General features: G+C 39.4%; 14 protein-coding genes and 1 riboswitch. Of the genes, 11 read left to right on the plus strand and 3 right to left on the minus strand.

Annotated elements, in window-relative coordinates; genetic code table 11:
- Positions 1-23: 23 nt before the first annotated feature.
- Entirely contained in the window at positions 24-2,237 is a 2,214-nt protein-coding gene (locus tag OOZ15_RS06355) for an FUSC family protein (protein ID WP_265955106.1), read from the minus strand.
- Positions 2,238-2,507: 270 nt separating this feature from the next.
- Here OOZ15_RS06355 and OOZ15_RS06360 point away from each other — a divergent pair, with 270 nt between their 5' ends.
- A complete protein-coding gene (locus tag OOZ15_RS06360) occupies positions 2,508-4,127 on the plus strand; it encodes an amidohydrolase (protein ID WP_265955107.1) in 1,620 nt (539 codons plus the stop codon).
- A gap of 182 nt (positions 4,128-4,309) precedes the next feature.
- Here OOZ15_RS06360 and OOZ15_RS06365 read toward each other — a convergent pair whose 3' ends face one another.
- A complete protein-coding gene (locus OOZ15_RS06365) occupies positions 4,310-4,852 on the minus strand; it encodes a DUF2911 domain-containing protein (RefSeq protein ID WP_265955108.1) in 543 nt (180 codons plus the stop codon).
- A gap of 404 nt (positions 4,853-5,256) precedes the next feature.
- Here OOZ15_RS06365 and asnB point away from each other — a divergent pair, with 404 nt between their 5' ends.
- From asnB to secDF, 5 genes are all read left to right on the plus strand, one after another.
- Entirely contained in the window at positions 5,257-6,927 is a 1,671-nt protein-coding gene (gene asnB / locus OOZ15_RS06370; RefSeq protein ID WP_265955109.1) for an asparagine synthase B, read from the plus strand.
- Between the two features lie 440 nt (positions 6,928-7,367).
- Positions 7,368-9,308: a DNA topoisomerase (ATP-hydrolyzing) subunit B gene (gene gyrB / locus OOZ15_RS06375; protein WP_265955110.1), complete on the plus strand. Its 1,941-nt coding sequence runs from the start codon at positions 7,368-7,370 to the stop codon at positions 9,306-9,308.
- A gap of 341 nt (positions 9,309-9,649) precedes the next feature.
- A complete protein-coding gene (locus OOZ15_RS06380) occupies positions 9,650-10,660 on the plus strand; it encodes a DUF6588 family protein (RefSeq protein ID WP_265955111.1) in 1,011 nt (336 codons plus the stop codon).
- Between the two features lie 106 nt (positions 10,661-10,766).
- Positions 10,767-11,693 carry a malate dehydrogenase gene (mdh, locus tag OOZ15_RS06385; RefSeq protein WP_265955112.1) on the plus strand — a complete coding sequence of 309 codons (927 nt, stop codon included), beginning with the start codon at positions 10,767-10,769 and terminating at the stop codon, positions 11,691-11,693.
- A gap of 152 nt (positions 11,694-11,845) precedes the next feature.
- Positions 11,846-14,833, plus strand: a complete 2,988-nt coding sequence (gene secDF / locus OOZ15_RS06390; protein ID WP_265955114.1) for a protein translocase subunit SecDF — start codon at positions 11,846-11,848, stop codon at positions 14,831-14,833.
- Positions 14,834-15,413: 580 nt separating this feature from the next.
- Here the strand turns inward: secDF and OOZ15_RS06395 are convergent.
- Positions 15,414-16,106 carry an ArsR/SmtB family transcription factor gene (locus OOZ15_RS06395; protein ID WP_265955116.1) on the minus strand — a complete coding sequence of 231 codons (693 nt, stop codon included), beginning with the start codon at positions 16,104-16,106 and terminating at the stop codon, positions 15,414-15,416.
- A 156-nt stretch (positions 16,107-16,262) separates the two neighbouring features.
- Between OOZ15_RS06395 and OOZ15_RS06400 the strand changes: the two genes are divergently transcribed.
- The 5 genes from OOZ15_RS06400 to metE all read left to right on the plus strand — a co-directional run bounded on the left by OOZ15_RS06400 (position 16,263) and on the right by metE (position 21,581).
- Complete coding sequence (locus OOZ15_RS06400; protein ID WP_265955117.1) at positions 16,263-16,733, plus strand: DinB family protein; 471 nt, start codon at positions 16,263-16,265, stop codon at positions 16,731-16,733.
- Positions 16,734-16,884: 151 nt separating this feature from the next.
- A complete protein-coding gene (locus OOZ15_RS06405; RefSeq protein ID WP_265955118.1) occupies positions 16,885-17,280 on the plus strand; it encodes an amino acid-binding ACT domain-containing protein in 396 nt (131 codons plus the stop codon).
- 31 nt (positions 17,281-17,311) lie between these two features.
- A complete protein-coding gene (locus OOZ15_RS06410) occupies positions 17,312-17,659 on the plus strand; it encodes an antibiotic biosynthesis monooxygenase family protein (protein WP_265955119.1) in 348 nt (115 codons plus the stop codon).
- 477 nt (positions 17,660-18,136) lie between these two features.
- Positions 18,137-18,271, plus strand: coding sequence for a hypothetical protein (locus OOZ15_RS06415; RefSeq protein ID WP_265955120.1), 135 nt, complete (start codon positions 18,137-18,139; stop codon positions 18,269-18,271).
- A gap of 595 nt (positions 18,272-18,866) precedes the next feature.
- A riboswitch (cobalamin riboswitch) is annotated at positions 18,867-19,114 on the plus strand.
- Positions 19,115-19,265: 151 nt separating this feature from the next.
- Complete coding sequence (gene metE / locus OOZ15_RS06420; protein ID WP_265955121.1) at positions 19,266-21,581, plus strand: 5-methyltetrahydropteroyltriglutamate--homocysteine S-methyltransferase; 2,316 nt, start codon at positions 19,266-19,268, stop codon at positions 21,579-21,581.
- Positions 21,582-22,432: the final 851 nt, after the last annotated feature.

Genomic DNA, 22,432 nt, shown 5'->3' on the forward strand with positions numbered 1-22,432 from the left:
CGTTCATTCTTTAATATTACTTCCTACTGATACATTTTTACAGCCGTATGCAGATTTTTTGAAAGGCTGTAAAGCCATTCCAACTGTTCGGAAATAATACGGACTTCTTTCATGTGCTCACGGAGTTCGGTGTTTATTTCCTGTCCGGTGTCAATTTCTAGATTTCTTTGGGTGGATAACTGATCAAAAACATGATGTAGGTAGGCTTTGGCTTCTTTTAGATCGGGAGTTTCTTTGAGCTTTGGTTTTGTTCGACTAAGGATTGCCTCACAATGGGCAAGTTCATTGTCAATTGAAGTCATAAAAGTATCAAAATAAGCAGATGCATCTGTGGTAGGGTGAATCTGAATGTAAGTCCCCAGCGAAGCAGTGGCCGAAAGCAATGTGTTTTGGGTAACTACAATTTCATACAAGCTGTTTAGGTTCTGTTGCTTGGATTTGGGTTCCTGTGTCATTCGTTGAAAACCGGCGTGCAGATTTCCGATAGCGATAAAAGCGTTTTTTCGAGATATTTTATAAGGAAGTTTGTCGGTCGATTTGTTGTGGTACATCACATTTACTTGATGCAAATATCTTCTGTTGGTTTGAGCAGCTTCGAGGATTAACTCTGAAATCTGCTGACTCTCCCATGCCGGCCATAACAGCAGGTTGGTGATGCTTGCAAGTCCGGCACCGATAAGGGTGTCGACCATTCGGTATTGAATAATCTCAAAAGCATTAGGAGAAAGCATGGCATAGACAAAAATGATGGTCAGTGTGATAAACACTGCCGAAGCCTTGTAGTTTTGCTGGATGAAGGTGAAAGCAAGCGTCATGGCGATAAAGGTGATGATGATATAGACCAACAGCTGGTTGGTGATCAACACCACGCCAAGGGCAATGGCTCCACCAATCAAAGTACCGATCATACGTTGCCGGGAACGCTCTTTGGTCAACACATAGCCGGGGCGCATAATAACCATAACGGTCAATAAGATCCAATAGGTGTTTTGAAGGGAAAAAACAGTACCAATTCCATAACCGATAAGCACGGTAACCACCAGACGTAGGGAATGTTTAAAAATAGGGGATTTTAAGGTCAGGTTTTCTCTAAACACCTTAAAACTATAGTCTTGAGAAGTGATAAATTTATTTCTATCGGCTCTTTTCAGGATTGTGATTTCGTTGATGAGGTTGTTGTTGATGATCCGCTCCAGTGTAATCACTTTTTGCAATTGCCTTTCCGTATAATCATACAAATTTCTAAGGAGCAGCACTTCCTCTCGTTTTTCTTTGATATCAATTTGGGATTTAAATTGCTCTATGGCGTTCAAAGATGATCGTAACTGGGTGTTCAGTTCGTTATCTTCAGGAATCCTTTTGTGTGTCATGATGTATTCAGAAAAGTCCGAAAGTCTGTTGGTGACAGCTTGCATGCTTGAAGCAATTTGAAGTGTTGTTTCCTGAAAGAGCGCGCTGCTTTTGTCAAACTTTTTGTAGTTTACGGCATTGGCGACTGCAAATTCCAAAATGTCGACCAGTTCAATAAAAATAAGCAGCTGTTGCCTCTGATATTTCATAGAGCCTGATCGTTGCCTTTTGTGAAGCAGCATCGAACGTAAGGTTTCGTGTTTTTCATTGATCTCGTTTTGCAAACTCAATTGTCTGTTCAAAGCCGATTCCCTGTCTTTGGAAGATAAAGAAGCTACCCGGGTGTTCAGGTATTCAGCGGTAAGTTGAATACATTCGGTAAGCAGCTCGTCACTGTATTGTTTGGTTCGCATACTTTCAAAAAGTGATGAAAACAACAAATACCACAATCCGCCGCCGATGATATAGAGTACATTGTATAAAATGTCTATTCCGCTTTGAGGTTTGGCAAAACTCAGCGATATGGCCAACAATCCGGAGAAAGCAATAAGGGAAGCCCTGAATCCGTAAACAGAAATATAAGAATTGAAAAACACAAGGATGATTAGTGTTGGAAAAAGAAGGTAGAGGTTTGTTAGTGTAAATTGAATACACACAAAACTCACAACAGCCAAGAGGATGGCAATCAAAACCCCGTAGATATGATGTTTTTTTCTTCCCGGAATATCACTGGTTGAGGCCAGTAAAACCCCAAATGCCATTCCGGCACCAATTACCATATTCAAGAAAAAATAACAAAACGTGATGGCACTGAATGCAGCTGTGCTGATGAGTAGCCCTTTGGTGAAACGATAGCTTTTAAAAAATTGAAGGATATTGTTCTTCATGAAAATTAGCTTGTGGATAGCCATTTCAATTTACAAATTTGTTTAGGAATAAAAAGACTTTCATCAAATAGATAATACGTATTATTAATCAGGTCTTTAAATTCCCTGTATGCTTGCATTGGGGTGTGCTTAGCCCCGTAGGGGTGAAATATTCAACAAGGAAGGTCTTGTTAATAAAATGTGGAGTGTTATTTGGAACATTGAAGAATTGAACTCATTTAGTCGGATTAAAAATATAAAGTTATTTTTGTTAGAACTAATTCAACTCAAATGCGAAAAATTTTAACAATACTCACACTGGCATTGCTGTTTTCATGCCAAGAGAAAGAGAATATGGATACGATTGTTGTCAATGCCAATGTCTATACGGTAGATTCTACTATGTCCATGGCAACTGCCTTTGCGGTCAAAGACGGGAAATTTGTTGCCGTAGGTGATTCTGAAACGATTACAGATGAATATCATTCCGAAACAGTTATAGATGCCGAAAACAAACCGGTCTATCCGGGTTTTATCGATGCACATTGTCATTTTTATGCTTTAGGACTGAAAGAACAGCATGTGGATCTGGTGGGAACAAAAAGTTTTGATGAGGTGATAAGCCGCGTCATCAATTTTCAAAAAGAAAAGAATTCAGATTTTATTATTGGAAGAGGATGGGATCAAAACGATTGGGAGAACAAGGAATTTCCCAACAAAGAAAAATTGGATTCCCTTTTTCCCAATATTCCCGTGGTGCTTGACCGTATAGACGGGCACGCCTATTTGGTGAATCAAAAAGCGTTGACTTTGGCTGGGATTACAAAGGAAACAAAAGTTGATGGAGGTGAAATTGAAATAGTAGACGGGGAACTCACCGGGATTTTGGTTGATAACCCGATGGGGCTGGTCGATAAAATTTTTCCTGAAACAACGGAGGAAGTAGCTGCAAAAGCATTGAAAGATGCTGAAAAATTGTGTTTCGACTACGGATTGACAACCGTAAATGATGCCGGATTGGACAAAGAGATCATTTTGCTGATAGACAGCCTTCAAAAAGCAGGCGCTTTGGATATGAGGGTGTATGCCATGATGAGCAACACTCAGAAAAACCTGGATTATTTTTTAAATAGAGGCATCCTCAAAACCGATAAACTGAATGTACGCTCGGTAAAAGCCTATGCCGATGGCGCTTTGGGATCAAGGGGAGCAGCACTAAAGAAACCATATTCAGATAAGCACAACCATTTTGGTGCGATGGTCACTCCTGTGGATCAGATTTACGGTTTGGCAGAACGACTTTCCAAAACCGATTTTCAGTTGAATACACATGCTATTGGAGATTCAGCAAATGTGGTGGTGCTTCGCGCTTATGAAAAAGCCTTGAAGGGGGAAAAAGACAAACGCTGGAAAATAGAGCATGCTCAAGTAGTAGACGAAGCTGATTTTGATTATTTTTCAGATAATATTATTCCGTCGGTACAACCCACACATGCTACGAGTGATATGTATTGGGCAGAAGATCGGTTAGGGGCAGAGCGCATAAAAAGTGCTTATGCCTACAAAACGCTTTTGGAGCAATCAGGAATCATTGCTTTAGGAACCGATTTTCCGGTAGAATATGTGAGTCCGTTTTTAACATTCCATGCCGCCGTGGCCAGACAAGATGTAGAAGGTTATCCCGAAGGCGGATTTCAAATGAAAGATGCTTTGAACAGGGAAGAAGCCTTAAAGGGAATGACCATCTGGGCGGCCTATTCCAATTTTGAAGGAGACGAAAAAGGAAGTATTGAAGTGGGAAAATGGGCCGATTTCATCATCTTGGATAAAGATATCATGACCGTCCCTGCTGAGGATATCCCGAATCTACAAGTGGAAAAAACTTTTGTTGGCGGGAAACAGGTAAAGTGATAAAACTTGATATTGTCAGGTTGAGCGCAGTCGAAACCTATTGATTCCATAGGGTTTTAGTTCTCGACTGCGCTCGAACTGACACAAAACAATCTTTTTAAACACCCTTTATAAATTTAAAAAACCTGTGAATCTTATTCAGACTCACAGGTTTTTTTGTGTTATACGTTTTGTTATAGCTGCTATTCAGTAGCAATAGGCACCTCGACCCTTACTTTATCCCAGCCCATAATCATTTTTCCACCATTGTCGTCAGGAGCAAAAGTGATGGAGAAAGCTTCCAGGGATTTGCCGCCTGTTGAAGCAGGAACTGTTATACGAGCTACATCATTAGCTTCGTTATACGAATAGGCGCCCCAAGTATCAAGGTCTTTATTAAGGATGATAGTCCATTCACTTTTTCCCGGGATGGTAAATAAGCTGTATGTTCCGGCTGTAATGGTTTCACCTCCAAAAGTCATATCCTGATAGAATTTGATTTCGGTAGTTTCATTGGCTCCGGTTCTCCAAACATCCCCGTGGGGAGCAAGGTCGACACCTACAAGACGTCCTTTTAACTGTGGACGACTATAAATGATTTTAACCAAAGGTGGGGCACTTCTTTCTGTTCTGAGATAGGCGATATCTGCCGGACTTTTATCGAGTCCGCTAAATTTCTGTGCAGAAGATTCGGTAGTGAATGTTAGTGCTGCAACGAACAGCATGCATGTGATTATTTTTTTCATTATTAACTATATTATTGGATTTTTTAAAATTTACCTAAAACTATAAAATCTTCTTCATATAAAAATGTTAAACTGTCTTCTTTTTTAACTGGAAAAATAGGGAGAACTTACATTTTTCTTTCGATCGTATATTTTTCCAATACTTTTAATTTCAAATTTGTTAAAAAATGTAAATTTATGTTTTAAATTAAAACTAAATAGTGAGTTTTTGTTTTTAATATGAAACTATAATATCATATTTGCCTTGTTAATTATTAGATAGGGCTGAGCGTAAAGAAAATGTCTGGTAGACATTTTTAGCGATAGAGCCAGCCGGCGTATGGGCATAAGGGCAATTTTATAGCCTCCTGATAATTATCGGGATAAAAAAGTTTAAATGAGTTTAACAAAAAAAACAACTAGATATGTGTGGAATTGTATGTGCTTTCGATTTGAAAGAGGAAAGTGAGGCTTTAAGGCCTCAATTGTTGGAGATGTCCAAAAAAGTGCGTCACAGAGGACCGGATTGGAGTGGGATATACAGTAATGAAAAAGCCATTTTGGCGCATGAGCGTCTGGCAATCGTCGATCCGGCTTCAGGGAAACAACCTTTATTAAGTGAAGACGGGAAATTGATATTGGCAGCCAACGGTGAGATATACAACCATAGGGAATTGCGCAAACAATTTGAAGGGAAGTACAACTTTAAAACCGAATCCGATTGTGAGGTGATCTTAGCACTTTACAAAGAAAAAGGTCCTGCTTTTGTAGATGAGATGAACGGAATCTTCGGTTTTGCGATCTATGATGCAGAGAAGGATGAATATTTTGTGGCGCGTGATCACATGGGTATCATTCCACTTTACATTGGTTGGGACCAGAATGGAACGTTTTATGTAGCTTCAGAATTAAAAGCGCTTGAAGGGGTGTGTACCAAAATTCAACTTTTTCCTCCGGGGCATTATTTACACAGCTCAGACGGGGAATTTAAAAAATGGTATGTTCGCGACTGGACTGAATATGATGCGGTAAAGGACAATGAAACCAGTATTCAGAAAATAAAAGATGCTTTGGAAGCAGCTGTACACAGACAGTTGATGTCTGATGTACCTTATGGAGTACTGCTTTCAGGAGGTTTAGATTCTTCGGTGACTTCGGCAGTTGCAAAAAAATATGCTGAAAAGCGTATTGAATCCGATGACACTTCTGAGGCATGGTGGCCACGTTTACATTCATTTTCAGTTGGATTGGAAGGCTCACCGGATTTGGCTGCAGCACAAAAAGTAGCCGACCATATCGGAACCGTTCACCACGAAATAAAATTTACCATTCAGGAAGGTTTGGATGCCATCAAAGATGTGATCTATAACCTGGAAACCTATGATGTGACTACAGTAAGGGCTTCTACGCCTATGTACCTCATGGCACGTGTGATCAAATCGATGGGGATCAAAATGGTGCTTTCCGGAGAGGGAGCCGATGAGTTGTTTGGAGGATATTTGTACTTCCACAAAGCGCCAAGTGCCAAAGATTTTCACGAGGAAACCGTACGTAAACTAGAGAAATTGCATATGTATGATTGTTTGCGTGCCAACAAATCGCTGGCCGCTTGGGGGATTGAAGGACGTGTACCTTTTTTGGACAAGGAATTTATGGATGTAGCCATGAGTATTAACCCGCAAGATAAAATGATCGATGGGGAGCGCATGGAAAAATGGGTGGTGCGTAAAGCATTTGAATCCTATTTGCCCGAAAGTGTGGCTTGGAGACAAAAAGAGCAATTCTCAGACGGGGTGGGTTACAGTTGGATCGATACCTTAAAAGAAATAGTAGAACAGGAAGTGAGTGACGAACAGTTGGCAAACGCCAAGTTCAGGTTCCCGATTCAGACTCCAACGTCGAAGGAGGAGTTCTATTACCGCTCTATTTTTGCAGAGCATTTCCCTTCTGATGCAGCGGCACTATGTGTACCGCAAGAAGCTTCGGTGGCATGTAGTACCCAAACCGCTTTAGAATGGGATGAAGCCTTCAAGAACATGAACGACCCATCGGGTAGGGCTGTGGCCAAAGTTCATGCGGATGCTTATGAAAAATAGATGTATATGGAGAGGAGACCGATGACCGAAGTCAGGAGTCAGAAGTTTTGTCCCCTCTCCTTTGGAAAGGGTTAGGTCAGACGCTTTAGGTCTGACTCAGACTGAAACGTCTGAGGAGAGGACTTTGAAAAACAATTAAAATAGACATAAAAGAGATCACTCTTTCACAAAAACAGACACAAAAATCTTGCTTTTGCGAGGTTTTTGTGTTTTTAGTCATCTTCGGGAATGTTAAAAAACGACAAAATGGCGTTTAAGGCTATTTTAAGCCGTTTTAAGGGGCTTTTGAGTAATTAACAATTGTTGATAATTTTTAGTTTCGCTTGGCTAAAACCTTTTAAACCGGGCTTAAAATTCGTATATTTGTAGGTATTCAAAAAGATGCACAAAGTGCATTTTTTTATGCGTTATAATCTAAAGATAAAAGAAAAGAGAATATAATGAGCGAAGAAACACAAAAGCATCAATATTCGGCCGATAGTATTCAGGCATTGGAAGGGATGGAGCACGTTCGTATGCGTCCGTCGATGTATATTGGAGATATTGGAACAAGAGGCTTGCACCACTTGGTTTATGAGGTGGTAGACAACTCCATAGATGAAGCTTTGGCCGGTCATTGTGATACCATTCGCGTGGTGATCAATGAAGATAATTCCATAACCGTTGAAGATAACGGGAGGGGTATTCCGGTAGATATTCACAAAAAAGAGGGAATTTCCGCTTTGGAAGTGGTCATGACCAAGATTGGAGCCGGTGGTAAATTCGATAAGGACTCCTATAAAGTATCCGGTGGACTTCACGGGGTTGGTGTTTCTGTGGTAAACGCTTTGTCCGGTCATATGAAAGCGACCGTGTACAGGGACGGTAAGATTTGGGAGCAAGAATATGAAAGAGGGAAAACACTTTATCCTGTAAAAGCGGTTGGAGAAACGGACTTACGCGGAACGCTGATTACGTTTAGACCGGATGAAACCATTTTTCAGCAAACTATAGAGTACAGTTATGATACTTTGGCCAGTCGTATGCGCGAATTGTCTTATTTGAATAAAGGGATTTCAATTACCCTTACAGACATGCGTCATAAAGATGAAAAAGGTGAGTTTGTTCACGAAAAATTTTATTCTGATGAAGGATTGAAGGAATTTATCCGTTTTTTGGATGGAAATCGCGAACCCTTGATTTCTGACGTAATCTCTATGGAGGGAGAGAAAAATGATATTCCTGTTGAAGTAGCGATGGTTTACAATACTTCGTTCAACGAGAACCTACATTCTTATGTGAATAACATCAACACACACGAAGGAGGAACACATCTTTCCGGTTTTAGACGTGGATTGACCACAACACTTAAGAAATTTGCTGATGCTTCGGGAATGTTGGATAAGTTGAAATTCGAAATTTCAGGAGATGATTTCCGTGAAGGACTTACGGCGATTGTTTCTGTAAAAGTTGCAGAACCACAGTTTGAAGGACAGACCAAAACAAAATTAGGGAACAGGGAGGTGACTTCAGCAGTTTCTCAGTCTGTTTCTGAAATGTTGGAAAACTACCTTGAAGAACACCCCAGTGATGCAAAAATCATCATAGAAAAGGTGATTATGGCTGCCCAAGCCAGGCATGCGGCGAAAAAAGCGCGTGAAATGGTGCAGCGTAAAACCGTAATGAGTGGTGGTGGACTGCCCGGAAAATTGTCCGATTGCTCTGAGCAAGATCCTGAAAAATGTGAAATATTCCTTGTCGAAGGAGATTCCGCAGGGGGAACGGCAAAACAAGGAAGGGATAGAAATTTCCAGGCGATTCTGCCATTACGAGGTAAGATCCTCAATGTTGAAAAAGCCATGCAACATAAGGTTTTTGAAAATGAAGAGATCAGAAATATCTTTACCGCTTTTGGTGTAACTGTTGGAACCGAAGAAGATAGCAAGGCATTGAACCTCGAAAAATTACGCTACCATAAAATTGTGATCATGTGTGATGCCGATGTGGATGGTTCTCACATTGCAACCTTGATCCTTACATTCTTCTTCAGATATATGAAGGAATTGATCGAAAACGGACATGTGTATATTGCTACACCTCCATTGTATCTGGTCAAAAAAGGAAATAAGAAGGAGTATGCCTGGAACGATAAAGAACGCGATGAATTGGCAGAACAATTTGGAGGAAGTGTTAACGTACAGCGTTACAAAGGTCTTGGGGAAATGAATGCAGAACAGTTGTGGGACACCACAATGAATCCTGAATTCAGGACGTTGCGTCAAGTCACCATCGACAACGGTAGTGAAGCCGATAGAATCTTCTCTATGTTGATGGGAGATGAGGTGCCGCCGAGGCGGGAATTTATCGAGAAAAATGCTGTCTATGCGAATATCGATGCATAAGTAAATAAGAAAATACAACAAAAAACTCACGGGATTCCTCGTGAGTTTTTTTATTTTAGTCTTGTCGGAAGCCGTCAATTCGAGTAATTTTTTTCATAGCTCTGCGAAGAAAAAAATTGTATCGAGAATAGGCTTTCGAACGAAAATCACTTGTTTTCGATACACTCCGCGGAATAAAATTGCTTCGCAATATTCCACAGGGTACTCAAACTGACGTAATTTTCTTATATTAAACAAACGGCAATGAACTTTTTTAGACACTATCTCGTATATGATTAAAACAAGTCTATAAACAATATGGGTGTCCATATGACCTCTGAAAACAAATTAAAATAGAGCACATGAAAAAGATTTTATTTATTACCCTGTTACTATCAGGATTGTTATCAACAGCACAACAGAATGTCAACGATTTGCTCGCAGCTGGGGTGGATGATGCACAACGATTTACAAACGATTATCTGGCTCCGGCAAGCGAAGGACTTATGTATGGGATGAGTAATGGATGGTTTAATTCAGCCAAAGCAAAACCATTTTTAGGTTTTGAAATATCCATTATCGGGAATATAAGTCCTGTAAAAGATGGGAAAAAATCTTTTGTTTTAAATACAGCAGATTATGAAAATCTGCAATTTACAGATGGAAGTGTAAGTAAAGAAGTGGCTACAGCCTTAGGGGATATTGAAGGAATTGAGGTGTATGTAGAAGGTGAGGTTGCTCCGGGAGTAACCGAACGTGCCGAGTTTACACTTCCAACCGGATTGGCTTCAGAAAATGTAAATTTTGTACCAACAGCATTCTTACAGGCTAGTGTTGGCCTTTTCAAAGGAACCGAAGTGAAGATGCGCTTTTTCCCAAAAGTCGATTCAGACGATGTAAAAGTTGGATTTTACGGCTTTGGGGTTCAGCATGAATTTACTGAATGGTTGCCGGTAGATAACCTGTTCCCGGTAGCTATTTCTGGTCTTATAGGATATACACATTTAGACGGAAGTTACGACTTTACCGATACAGGGGTAGTAGATGGGGAAAACCAGCGTTTTGAAACCGGTGCAAATACTTGGGTTTTTCAGGCTATTGCCTCCACCAAATTACCGGTGATTAATTTTTATGGGAGTTTAGGATATCTTACCGGAAAATCACAAACAGACTTGTTGGGAACATATGTTGTTCAAAGTGGTCCCTTTCAGGAGGAAACCATAACAGATCCATTTTCTGTTTCAAAAAAAGCATCAGGAGTAAAAGCAACATTGGGTACAAAACTTAAATTAAGCTTTTTTAGGTTGAATGTGGATTATACTTTAGCAGAGTTCAACAGTCTTAATGTGGGTGTAAACTTTGGGTTTAGGTAGAATTTTATAACATAATTTAATAATTTTCAAAGCTACTGATTGTGTTAAAATTAGTAGCTTTGTCTTTTCAAAAAACTAACGTTTAAACATAAAATCAATAAAAAATATGAAAGTTACAGTTGTAGGAGCAGGAGCTGTTGGTGCAAGTTGCGCAGAATATATCGCGATCAAGGACTTTGCATCAGAAGTGGTTTTGTTGGATATCAAAGAAGGTTATGCTGAAGGAAAAGCGATGGACCTTATGCAAACAGCATCCCTCAATAGTTTTGATACCAAAATAACAGGAACTACAAGTGATTATTCTAAAACGGCAGGTAGTGACATTGCTGTTATCACCAGTGGAATTCCACGTAAACCGGGAATGACCCGTGAAGAGCTTATAGGGATTAATGCGGGGATTGTAAAAGATGTTTCTTCAAACCTGATCAAGCACTCTCCTGATGTAACAATCATAGTGGTAAGTAACCCGATGGACACCATGACTTATCTTGTTCATAAAACAACGGGACTGCCAAAAAATAAAATTATAGGAATGGGTGGTGCTTTAGACAGCGCACGTTTCAAATACCGTTTGGCAGAAGCTTTAGGAGCTCCAATTTCTGATGTTGATGGAATGGTGATTGGTGGACACAGTGATACGGGAATGTTGCCACTTACTCGTTTAGCGACCAGAAATAGTGTTCCGGTGAGCAAATTTTTATCAGAAGAGCGTTTGGATCAAGTAAAAGAAGATACGAAAGTAGGTGGAGCTACGCTAACCAAACTTTTAGGAACCAGTGCTTGGTATGCTCCGGGAGCTGCAGTGTCCGGATTGGTACAAGCTATTGCCTGCGATCAGAAAAAAATGTTCCCGTGTTCTGCTTTGTTAGAGGGAGAATACGGATTGGAGGATATCTCAATAGGAGTGCCGGTAATTTTGGGTAAAAATGGTATCGAAAAGATTGTGGAAATTGAATTATCCGATGCTGAAAAAGCCAAAATGCAAGAAAGCGCTGCCGGTGTGAGAAAAACAAACGGACTATTGACATTGTAATTGTCCGCATAGGATATTATTCATCGAAATCCTGCAAATCTTATTGTTTTGCAGGATTTTTATGTTATAAAACTTCAAAAAAATAATTGTCAGTTCCTATCGTAAACCCTATATTTGTCCGTTTTTAAAAATGACCATTAAATAAAATCAGAATGCAGAACAAAGGACTTATCAGGCTGTTTGCCATTTTGTTTGGTATTGTAAGTATTTACCAGCTTTCTTTCACTTTTGTTGCAAATAAGGTAGAAGGAGAAGCTGAAACCTATGCCTTAAACAAAATTTCAGATGCTGAAGATGATTACGTAGCAAAGCGGGAAGCCGTAGAATCCAGATACTTGGATTCAGTTGCAAACGAAGAGGTTTATAACCTTGGGTTTAGCAGTTTTACGTTTGATGAGGTAAGAGAAAAAGAATTAAACAAAGGACTTGACCTTAAGGGAGGGATCAATGTGATCCTTCAAATATCTGTAAGGGATATCTTAAAAGGTTTGGCAAACAATTCCAAAGATCCGGTTTTTAACAAGGCATTGGCTCAGGCTGATGAAGCATCAAAAAACAGTCAGGACGATTATATCGACTTGTTTTATCAGGAATTTGAAAAAATAAGCGCCGGAACTACAAAATTGGCGTCTCCGGATATTTTTGCCAATAAGTTATTAAGCGAGGAGATCAATTTCCAAATGACCGATGATGAGGTAAAACCTGTCATCAGCAGAAAAATTGATGAGTCTATCGTTTCAGCATTCGAGGTATTGCGTAAGCGTATCGATAAATTCGGGGTAACACAACCCAATATCCAGCGTCTCGGAACTTCCGGGCGTATCTTGGTAGAACTTCCGGGAGCGAAAGATGTGAACAGGGTAAAAAACCTGCTTCAAAGTACTGCTCAATTGGAGTTCTGGGAAACTTATAAAGCAGATCAGGTAGCACCCTATTTGGTCTCTGCAAATAATACTTTACAAGATATTGTAGGGACTGATGCAAAAGAAGAAAAAGATACCATTGAGGAAACAGCATCAGAGATCGATTCTCTCTTATCTGATGCAACTCAGGATTCCATCGATATTGCCAGTCAGGTAAATCCGTTATTCGACCTGATCGTTAGTGGTGGTGCACAAGGGTCTCCGGTTATAGCTACAGTGGCTACCAAAGACACGGCACAATTCAGTTCTTATTTGAGGTTATCTCAGGTGAAGCAATTGCTTCCTGCAAATCTTCAGCATGTGAAATTTGCTTGGGGAATTCCTCCAAAAGACAGCCAGCTTATTGATTTGTATGCCTTGAAAGGAAACCGTGAGAATGTTCCTAACATGAGTGGAGATGTGATCACAGATGCTGCTCAGTCTTATGATATTGCCGGAAGACCGGCAGTTTCCATGCAAATGAACTCCAGAGGAGCCAAAATTTGGGAAGAACTTACAGGAAAGGCTTTTAGGGAGCAAGGAAATATCGCTATTGTTTTGGATAACATCGTATATTCTGCTCCGGGAGTTTCTAAAGGAGCTATTAGCGGAGGAAATTCTGAAATTTCAGGTGACTTTACCTTGGAAGAAGCAGACGATTTAGCAAACGTATTAAGAGCAGGTAAATTACCGGCTTCAGCAGATATTATCCAGTCGGAAGTAGTAGGGCCTTCTTTAGGGCAGGAGGCGATCGACAGCGGAATGATGTCTTTTATCATCGCCATGATATTGGTGCTGATCTGGATGATATTCTATTATGGAAAAGCTGGGGTATTTGCAGATATCGCCTTGGTGTTCAATATAGTTTTGATCTTCGGTGTACTTGCCGGATTGGGAGCTGTACTTACCTTGCCCGGTATTGCAGGTATTGTGTTGACCATCGGTATGTCGGTCGATGCGAACGTATTGATATTCGAACGTATTAAAGAAGAAGTACTGAAAGGCAAAGGGAAGAAACAAGCCATTGCTGATGGATTTAAGCATGCACTATCATCTATTCTTGATGCCAATATCACTACGGGTCTTACTGCATTGATCCTGTTTGTATTCGGTACAGGACCTATTCAAGGTTTTGCCACTACTTTATTAATAGGTATTGTGACCTCGTTGTTCACTGCCATCTTCATAACACGTTTATTGGTAGAATGGTATGTAGAGAAAAGAGGAAGAAATTTGAATTTCTTTACTGCTTTAACCAAGAATTTCCTTGCCAATATCAATATCGATTTCTTATCGAAGCGTAAAATAGCTTTTATTGTCTCGGGAGCTGCCTTGATAATTAGTTTAGGATCGTTATTTACATTAAGTCTTAATCAAGGGGTCGATTTTGTAGGAGGACGTTCTTACCAAATACGTTTTGAAGATCCTGTAAATCCAACAGAAATAGACACTGAACTAGATGCTGTGTTTGGAAGTACAGAAGTAAAAACATTTGGTGCAGCAAATCAGATTAAAGTAACTACAAAATATAAAGTAGATGAAGAATCTACAGAAGTAGACGAAGAGATCCAGCAAATGCTGTATGAGTCATTACAGAAATATTTACCGGCCGGAACTACTCTCGAGCAGTTCATGCCAGGTAGTGAAGATGCTGAAGAGATAGGCATACAAAAAACTTTCAAAGTGTCGCCAACTATTGCTGATGATATCAAGAAGAATTCTATTTGGGCAATTTTAGGTTCGTTGGCGGTTGTGTTCTTGTATATCCTTCTGCGTTTCCGTAAATGGCAATTCTCATTGGGAGCTGTTAGTGCAGTATTCCATGATGTACTTATCGTATTGGGGATCTTCTCCCTTACATCGAGCATCATGCCTTTCAATATGGAAATAGACCAAGCGTTTATTGCAGCGATTCTGACGGTGATCGGTTACTCGTTGAACGATACCGTAATCGTGTTCGACCGTATCCGTGAGGTGATAAAGGAAAAAGGATGGAGAGGCGGAGACAATGTGAACGAAGCATTGAACAGCACATTGAGTAGAACATTGAATACTTCCTTGACCACTATAGTGGTGTTATTGACCATCTTTATTTTCGGAGGTGAATCTTTACGAGGATTTATGTTTGCGATGATTGTAGGTGTCGTTGTAGGTACGTATTCATCATTGTTCATTGCGACTCCTATAATGTTCGATACACTTAAGAATAGAGGGGAAAAGAAGAAAGAAGAGGAATAAACTAAGACTTCTATAAAAATTATAAAACATCCGCTTTTGGCGGATGTTTTTTTGTTTACACAATTGGGGCTGTCTAAAAAGTTGCAAATCAGGATGTCATGCTGAGCTTGTCGAAGCATAATCAAAGTGCAATAGGTCTTCGACAAGCTCAGACTGACAAATCAAACTCATAAGGGCTTTTTAGACAACCTCTTTTTGTTTACACAATTCATAAAAAACCATTCAGTTTAAAATTAGCAGTAATTGAAACTCGCCCTAATTGTTTTTTCGTAGCAAATCAGGGACTATTTTGGCTGTGGCTGAAGCAGCAATGGTAATAGCATCCGACGTAGGAGGAGCGGCTACCATGCGGTGGATCAAAATAGTCACGTAGATTTCAAGAAAAAAGAATTCAGGCTAGATTTTTTTGGTTCGTTTTTTCATCGATGGAAAAAATGAACAAAGATTAATCAAAGGAAGATGTTCAAGGTTTAAAGACAGTATATTCAAGGGCTGCATCAATTTGATTATTGGAAGACATATTGAAATTCAATAAAATATACTTCGAAAGGCTCATCAAATCTATAGAGATATAGTTAATTCATAAAAAACCATTCATTTTAAACTTTTCATTTATCTTTTTCATCCCTAAAGGCGTAATTAAAACCTCCCTTGTGTTTTGTTTTTTTCTAATCCAGTCTTTTTCGAGCATAGTTTCCAGCAAAGCAGCTCCAAGTGCACCTGCCAAATGATGTTTCCTTTCCGTCCAATCCAAACATTTTCGGGCAAACGAACGCTTTTTCAATTTTAATTTTTCAGTGTTTATCCCAAGTTCTTTAAACCATTCATTTCCAAAATCAGTAATATTATATTCTTTACCAATCGGCTGAATAATTTTTTGTTCGACCAAAGACGTAGTAATTTTTACGGCGATTTCCCCGGCCAAGTGATCATAACAGGTTCTCGCATAAGCAATTTTTTGCGATTTAGGTTCGGTATGTATTGTTTTTACTTGTTTGTCGGGAATCAAACTGGCCATCGATTCTATCACTTGTGCTATTCGCTCGTTAGCAAGTCGGTAATATCGGTGTCTTCCTTGTTTTTCAACAACTAGAAATTCTGCGTCAATCAATTTTGAAAGATGATTGCTCGCCGATTGCCTTGAAATATCTGCACAAACCGCCAGTTCTGTCGCGGTATAAGCTTTTCCGTCTAATAATGACCACAACATTGCCGCACGAGCTTTGTCTCCCAGTAAAGAAGCAACATAACTAAATTGATCTTCAATTCCCATAAGGTAAAGGTACTTAAAATGAAATGGCCATAGTTCATTTTAAAATGAAGTATAAGAATGAATCTTCAATTTACTTTGCAAAGAATTAATTAAGCGTTAAAAAATAAAGGATGAAGAAAATTCATTTTAGAGCTAAAACCAATAACAGGCAAAATTATGAAAGCAACCGAAATCATTTTACTCAACTTTTCCGAAATAAGAAGGCGTAGTATAAAATTATGGAGCGGGATTCCCAATGAATATTTGCACTGGAAACCCGATGAAGAAGCCATGTCCATCATAGAAATGATCAGGCACGTGTTAGAAGGGGAGCATCTGTTCCACAAAATTATACAAAACAGGGGCGATTTGGGAGCTTATAAGTCTCCTTGGGATGGTTTGGAGTACAAAGACCTTCAACATGAGATGGATTTTGCCGAAAGTTACCACAATGATTTTCTGGAGATGATTGCCAAACTGAATGAAGAAGATTTAAAGCATGTGATTATTGACCGAAAAGAAGTGGGTCAACGGAAAAAGTTAGGCGATTATTTAAACAGAATGGCTTATCACGAAGCTGTACATACGGGACAAATGCTGGATTATTTGCGAAGTGCAGGTGTAAACTGCCCAAAAATATGGGATTGATGAAAAATTAAAAGCAAACTTTTGATATGAACAGAAACAAACACAAAACAAACTTAAAAAAATGAAACCGAGCATGTCGTAATCGACACACAAAAGAATGATTATGAATGCGAGGTTCCGTGTCCTTTAAAAAAACAATAAAAATAAACACATGAAAGACATAGAAATTTTAATGGAAAACAAACCCGGGCAATTGGCGCTGATGGGTGAAATATTGGGGAAAAACAAAATCAGTCTTGAAGGCGGAGGTGTTTTTCATAATGGCGACGCTTCGATAGCACATTTTTTAGTTGAAGAAGCGAATAGAGCAAAAGCAGAACTGGAAAAAGTAGGGATAAAAGTCACAAAAATCAATGATGTCATCATTCAGAAACTCAGGCAAGATGTACCCGGTCAATTGGGAATGTTTTGCAGGGAATTAGCCAATGCAGATGTCAATATTTTGACACAGTATAGTGATCATTCCAATCAATTGGTTGTCGTTGTTGACAATTACGAAAGAGCAAAAACTATATCCGATAAATGGATGAAAGAGTGGTGGAGTTAGGTGAAAAATTATTTTTAAAATGAAGTAAATAATGATTGTAGTTATTTTTGAAGCTTGGATTAAGCAGGGGCAAAAAGAAGAATATTTTGATATAGCATCTAAATTAAAAAATGAATTGTCTAAAGTTGATGGATTTATCTCTATTGAACGCTTCCAAAGTGTATCAGTTCCCGACAAATTACTTTCTTTGTCTGTATGGAGAGATGAAGAGGCTGTAAAAAAATGGCGAAATATAGAAATGCACAGACAAGCGCAATCAAAAGGGAGACAATCAATTTTTAAAGACTATAGAATTAGAATCGGCTCGGTTGTCCGCGATTACGGTTTATTAAATCGAAAAGAAAGCCCAAAGGACAGTAAAGTCACTCATGGGCTTTGATTTATGACCATAATATTTTTTTGGACTAATCGATCCCTTAATGCCTGTACTTATCAGGGTAAAGGGGGGCTAAAAAGATTTGAAAACTTATGCCACACTGAGCTTGTCGAAGTGTAACCTAATGAAAATGAAACCGTCTTCGACAGGCCTGCCTGACGGTAGGCAGGCTCAGACTGACAATTTGTGTATAAATAGTCCTTTTAGAAGACAGCCTCTTTTGTTTGTACAATTCATAAAAAACCATTCAATCTAAAATTTCCAATTCCGCTATTGCAGGGAATTTGCCCAAATTGTACTTTTTTGCCACGAAGTACAAATAAGTATTTTTAAGACCTTAAAAAATCAAAGCCTTATTTTTTACAGAATTTTCTTATAAAAAATCCAAACTATTCTTGTGGTTAAGTGTGAGTTGCCCCCTATCTACCCCTGGGTTAAGCCCTAGATAAGCCTATACCCGTACCAAAACAGTGTTTTTTTATGCAAAAAATATCCGGTGAATTAGAACTGGCCTTATTAAAGTATATAATGCAGCATGAAAAACGAGCCCTTGAAGTTCAAAACCCTCAAGGGCTGCATCAATTTGATTGTTGGAGACATGTTGAAATTCAATAAAATATACTTCGACAGCCCTAAGTCTTAATCAACCATTTTGCCGTGTTGGTGAGAGGATCACGGGCAAATGAAACCAGCCAGCAGATGGGGAAATTAAAATGGATTAGCATGTATGAAAAGAGAACGTTCATTTTAAAACCAGCAGTAATCAAAACCCGCCCTAATTGTTTTTTTGTAGCAAATCAGGGACTATTTTGGCGGTGGCTGAAGCAGCAATGGTAATAGCATCCGACGTAGGAGGAGCGACTACCATGCGGTGGATCAAAATAGTCACGTAGATTTCAAGAAAAAAGAATTCAGGCTAGATTTTTTTGGTTCGTTTTTTCATCGATGGAAAAAATGAACAAAGATTAATCAAAGGTAGAATTTCAAGATTTTAAACACAGTATATTGAAGGGCTGTATCAATTTTATGCTTTAACAGGCTCAGGATGACATTGCTTAGAATTTATTTCCTTTTGTTGAGGTAATTACTTTGGCCATAATAAATTCCTCTATGAGGGTTTCATAACATAAAACCCTCCAGTTGTTTTTAGCGTATATTAATTACCATAAAAATATTGCGTAGTTTTACACCAATATATGTTCTTTACATAAAGGTCAGTCTAATAAGAGGTTCAGCTTAACGCTGATTAATAGGGAATTGTGTGGAAATCACAAGCTGTCGCGCAACTGTAAGCTTTGTATTGTCCCGATGGATATCGGGATCGTTCAATATCTGTTGAAGATGCTTTTGCATTTTTAAGTGTGTTATTTATTTAAAACCACTGTCCGCCAAAGGCGGATGGGAAGGTGAAATAACATAAGAGCAAGCCAGGAGACCTGCCTGTATTAAAATGATGCTGCTTTCGCGGTTTGAAGCAAAATTCAAGAATTGATAGTTTTTTACACCTTGTTTTATGATAAGGTGTATATCGCTATGGATTCATTGTTTTTAATCGGAAAGCTCTTTGTGTAAACATATCAAATATGTTTAACAGGTTAAAAACAAGCAAATGATTACACAAAATTTGGGCTACCCGCGTATTGGTGCCAAAAGAGAGCTTAAAAAAGCTTGTGAGCAATATTGGTCCGGAAAGATCGATATCGACTCATTAGAACAAGAAGGGAAACGCCTTCGGGAAGCAAATTGGAAACTTCAGCAAGAAGCCGGTATTGACCTCATTCCGGTCAACGATTTCTCATTTTACGATCAAGTATTGGATATGTCCCTTATCTTGGGGGCTATTCCAAAACGTTTTTCTAATGTTTTTCTGGAAGAAGACCATACATTGGATCTTTACTTTGCCATGGCCAGGGGGTATCAAAAAAATGGGTTTGATATCACTGCGATGGAAATGACAAAGTGGTTCGATACCAACTATCATTATATCGTTCCGGAATTTTATAAAGAACAACAATTCAAACTTTCTTCTTCTAAATTTTTGGATGAGTTTAAAGAAGCAAAATCCATGGGAATTAAGGCCAAACCCGTACTTATTGGTCCCGTTTCCTATTTGCTTTTGGGAAAAGAAAAAGAAGAAGGCTTCAACCGATTGGATCATATCGAAAAACTTCTTCCGGTGTATTTGGAGATCTTACAGCAACTTCAAGACGAAGGAGCAGAATGGATTCAGTTTGACGAACCGTTTTTGGTTACCGATCTTAACAAAGAGGAAGCAGCAGTTTATAAAAAGACCTATGAAATTATAGCGAACCGTTTTCCGGAATTGAAAGTGGTGTTGGCAACTTATTTTGAAGGCTTGAAGGATAATGCTTCTTGGGTAGTGGATCTACCTGTAGAGGTATTGCATTTGGACTTGGTAAGGGCAGAAGATCAACTGGAAAATGTATTGAAAATAGCTCCTGACAGTTTAAAACTCTCTTTAGGAGTTGTAGATGGAAGAAATATCTGGAAGAACGATTATGACAAATCTTTAGCGCTTATAGATACAGCCGTAAAAACCATTGGAGCAGAGCGTATGCTTATCGCACCTTCGTGTTCACTATTGCACAGTCCGTTTGATCTTGACAATGAAACCGATGAAAAAACACTGCCGGCAGAAGTAAAGAATTGGATGGCTTTTGCAAAACAAAAACTGAATGAGGTGGTGGATTTGGCTTCACTTGCCGGTGAAAAACGGACTTCAGAGTTGGAAGCCTTGCAGGAAGCCAATAGATTGGCTATGCAAAGCAAAAAGGAGTCAAAACGCATCCACAATCCAAAGGTGGAAGAGCGTGTTAACAAAATTGATAATAGCTATAGCAGGAGAAAAAGTACGTTCAGTAAGCGTCAACAGCTACAAGAGAAAAGTTTGAAACTTCCGTTATTTCCAACGACAACCATTGGTTCGTTTCCACAGACCCGGGAAGTACGTTTATTGCGCTCCCAACTGAAAAAAGGGACTTTATCCCAAGAAGACTACCAAAAAGCCATTGAAGAAGAAATTGACAAAGCGATTGCCTGGCAGGAATCGATAGGATTGGATGTATTGGTTCACGGGGAATTTGAACGCAACGATATGGTGGAGTATTTTGGAGAACAATTGGACGGTTTTGCCTTTACCAAATTCGGTTGGGTACAAAGCTATGGCTCCAGAGGGGTAAAACCACCGATCATTTACGGAGATGTAGATAGAGTAGAACCCATGACGGTATCATGGACGACCTATGCCCAAAAACAAACCGGACTTCCGGTGAAAGGAATGCTTACAGGGCCAATCACGATATTGCAGTGGTCATTTGTCCGAAACGATCAGCCACGGGAAACCACGGCCAATCAGATCGCACTGGCCATTTGCAAAGAGGTACAAGATCTGGAAGCAGCCGGAATCAAGATCATTCAAATTGATGAACCTGCTATCCGTGAAGGATTACCACTGCGAAAAGCCGATTGGAAAAACTATTTGGAATGGGCTATCAAAGCCTTTAGGATCAGTGCTTCGGGAGTCGAGGATGCCACACAAATCCATACGCACATGTGCTATTCGGAATTTAACGATATGATAGAAAGCATCGCTGCTATGGATGCCGATGTGATCACCATAGAAACCTCCCGTTCCCATATGGAGTTACTCGATGCCTTTGTCAATTTTAAATATCCAAATGAAATAGGACCGGGTGTTTACGATATCCATTCGCCCCGCGTTCCGAATGTGGAAGAAATGGAGACCTTGTTGAATAAAGCATCAGAATTGATCCCGGTACGAAACCTTTGGGTCAACCCTGACTGCGGACTAAAAACCCGTGGTTGGAAAGAAACCGATGAAGCCCTTCGGGCAATGGTCGATGCCGCCAAAAGACTTCGAGCTAAATTTCAAGTAGAAGCTTGATTTATTTTTGAATCACTTTCAATAAAGAAGGTGTCTTCTAAAAAGTAATTCAAATTAGATATTGTCAGGTTGAGCGCAGTCGAAACCTATTGATTTTCAATAGTTATTTAGTTCTCGACTGCGCCTGTCTGCCGACAAAGGCAGGCTCGAACTGACATAAAACAGTCTTTTTAGTTTATTAATAAAGCCGTCAATTCGAGTGGTTTTTACGGAGTGATAACGCAGTAAAAAATGTATCGAGAAATCGAGGATTCAGCGTAGCTAATAGGCTTGAACGAAAACTCAGAAATCCCAAATTCCAAGTACCAAATTCCAAACTACAACTAAAAAACACCAATCCGTCTGTACATCCCTGAATAAGGTTGACCGTTGAATTTGGGATTTTGATTTAAGTACTAAATAATAATAAAAGCAAAAAACGGCTCTTCCTTTGTAACGAAACCAGTCAGTGCAGGGAAATGTTTAACCAGTAGGAAAGTATTAGAAAAACAATTTGCTCCACTCGATAGGAAAAGGAAAGGTCTGTCTTGAATATGTTTCACAAAATGGAAACGAAACACAACCCTTTTCCTCAGGATAGGGGCAGCAAAGCTCCGAGATTCAGCGGAGCTTGCGGAGCGCGGAGTTTGCAAACCGGTTCAGCCGATTGTAAAAAGGTCAAATCTGGTTTAATAGTTTAAAGGGCTGAAATCCCTTGGAAAAGGCGTCTTTTCTTTGGTTCGTTTCTTTGGACGAGCAAAGAAATGAACAGAAGCATGAAACAAAGACGAAATGCTAAAACAATAGCGAAGGAGCCAGGTGGCGTGCAGGCAAATAAAACTTATTTTCACAACAGATTTCACTCCCTTCAC

Origin of the sequence: Galbibacter kalidii, from assembly GCF_026241135.1 — a bacterium.
GTDB lineage: Bacteria > Bacteroidota > Bacteroidia > Flavobacteriales > Flavobacteriaceae > Galbibacter.

Coding starts and splice junctions, on each gene's coding strand:
- OOZ15_RS06355 (WP_265955106.1), bottom strand. CDS start 2,237: ATGAAGAACAATATCCTTCAATTTTTTAAAAGCTATCGTTTCACCAAA.
- OOZ15_RS06360 (WP_265955107.1), top strand. CDS start 2,508: ATGCGAAAAATTTTAACAATACTCACACTGGCATTGCTGTTTTCATGC.
- OOZ15_RS06365 (WP_265955108.1), bottom strand. CDS start 4,852: ATGAAAAAAATAATCACATGCATGCTGTTCGTTGCAGCACTAACATTC.
- asnB (WP_265955109.1), top strand. CDS start 5,257: ATGTGTGGAATTGTATGTGCTTTCGATTTGAAAGAGGAAAGTGAGGCT.
- gyrB (WP_265955110.1), top strand. CDS start 7,368: ATGAGCGAAGAAACACAAAAGCATCAATATTCGGCCGATAGTATTCAG.
- OOZ15_RS06380 (WP_265955111.1), top strand. CDS start 9,650: ATGAAAAAGATTTTATTTATTACCCTGTTACTATCAGGATTGTTATCA.
- mdh (WP_265955112.1), top strand. CDS start 10,767: ATGAAAGTTACAGTTGTAGGAGCAGGAGCTGTTGGTGCAAGTTGCGCA.
- secDF (WP_265955114.1), top strand. CDS start 11,846: ATGCAGAACAAAGGACTTATCAGGCTGTTTGCCATTTTGTTTGGTATT.
- OOZ15_RS06395 (WP_265955116.1), bottom strand. CDS start 16,106: ATGGGAATTGAAGATCAATTTAGTTATGTTGCTTCTTTACTGGGAGAC.
- OOZ15_RS06400 (WP_265955117.1), top strand. CDS start 16,263: ATGAAAGCAACCGAAATCATTTTACTCAACTTTTCCGAAATAAGAAGG.
- OOZ15_RS06405 (WP_265955118.1), top strand. CDS start 16,885: ATGAAAGACATAGAAATTTTAATGGAAAACAAACCCGGGCAATTGGCG.
- OOZ15_RS06410 (WP_265955119.1), top strand. CDS start 17,312: ATGATTGTAGTTATTTTTGAAGCTTGGATTAAGCAGGGGCAAAAAGAA.
- OOZ15_RS06415 (WP_265955120.1), top strand. CDS start 18,137: ATGCAAAAAATATCCGGTGAATTAGAACTGGCCTTATTAAAGTATATA.
- metE (WP_265955121.1), top strand. CDS start 19,266: ATGATTACACAAAATTTGGGCTACCCGCGTATTGGTGCCAAAAGAGAG.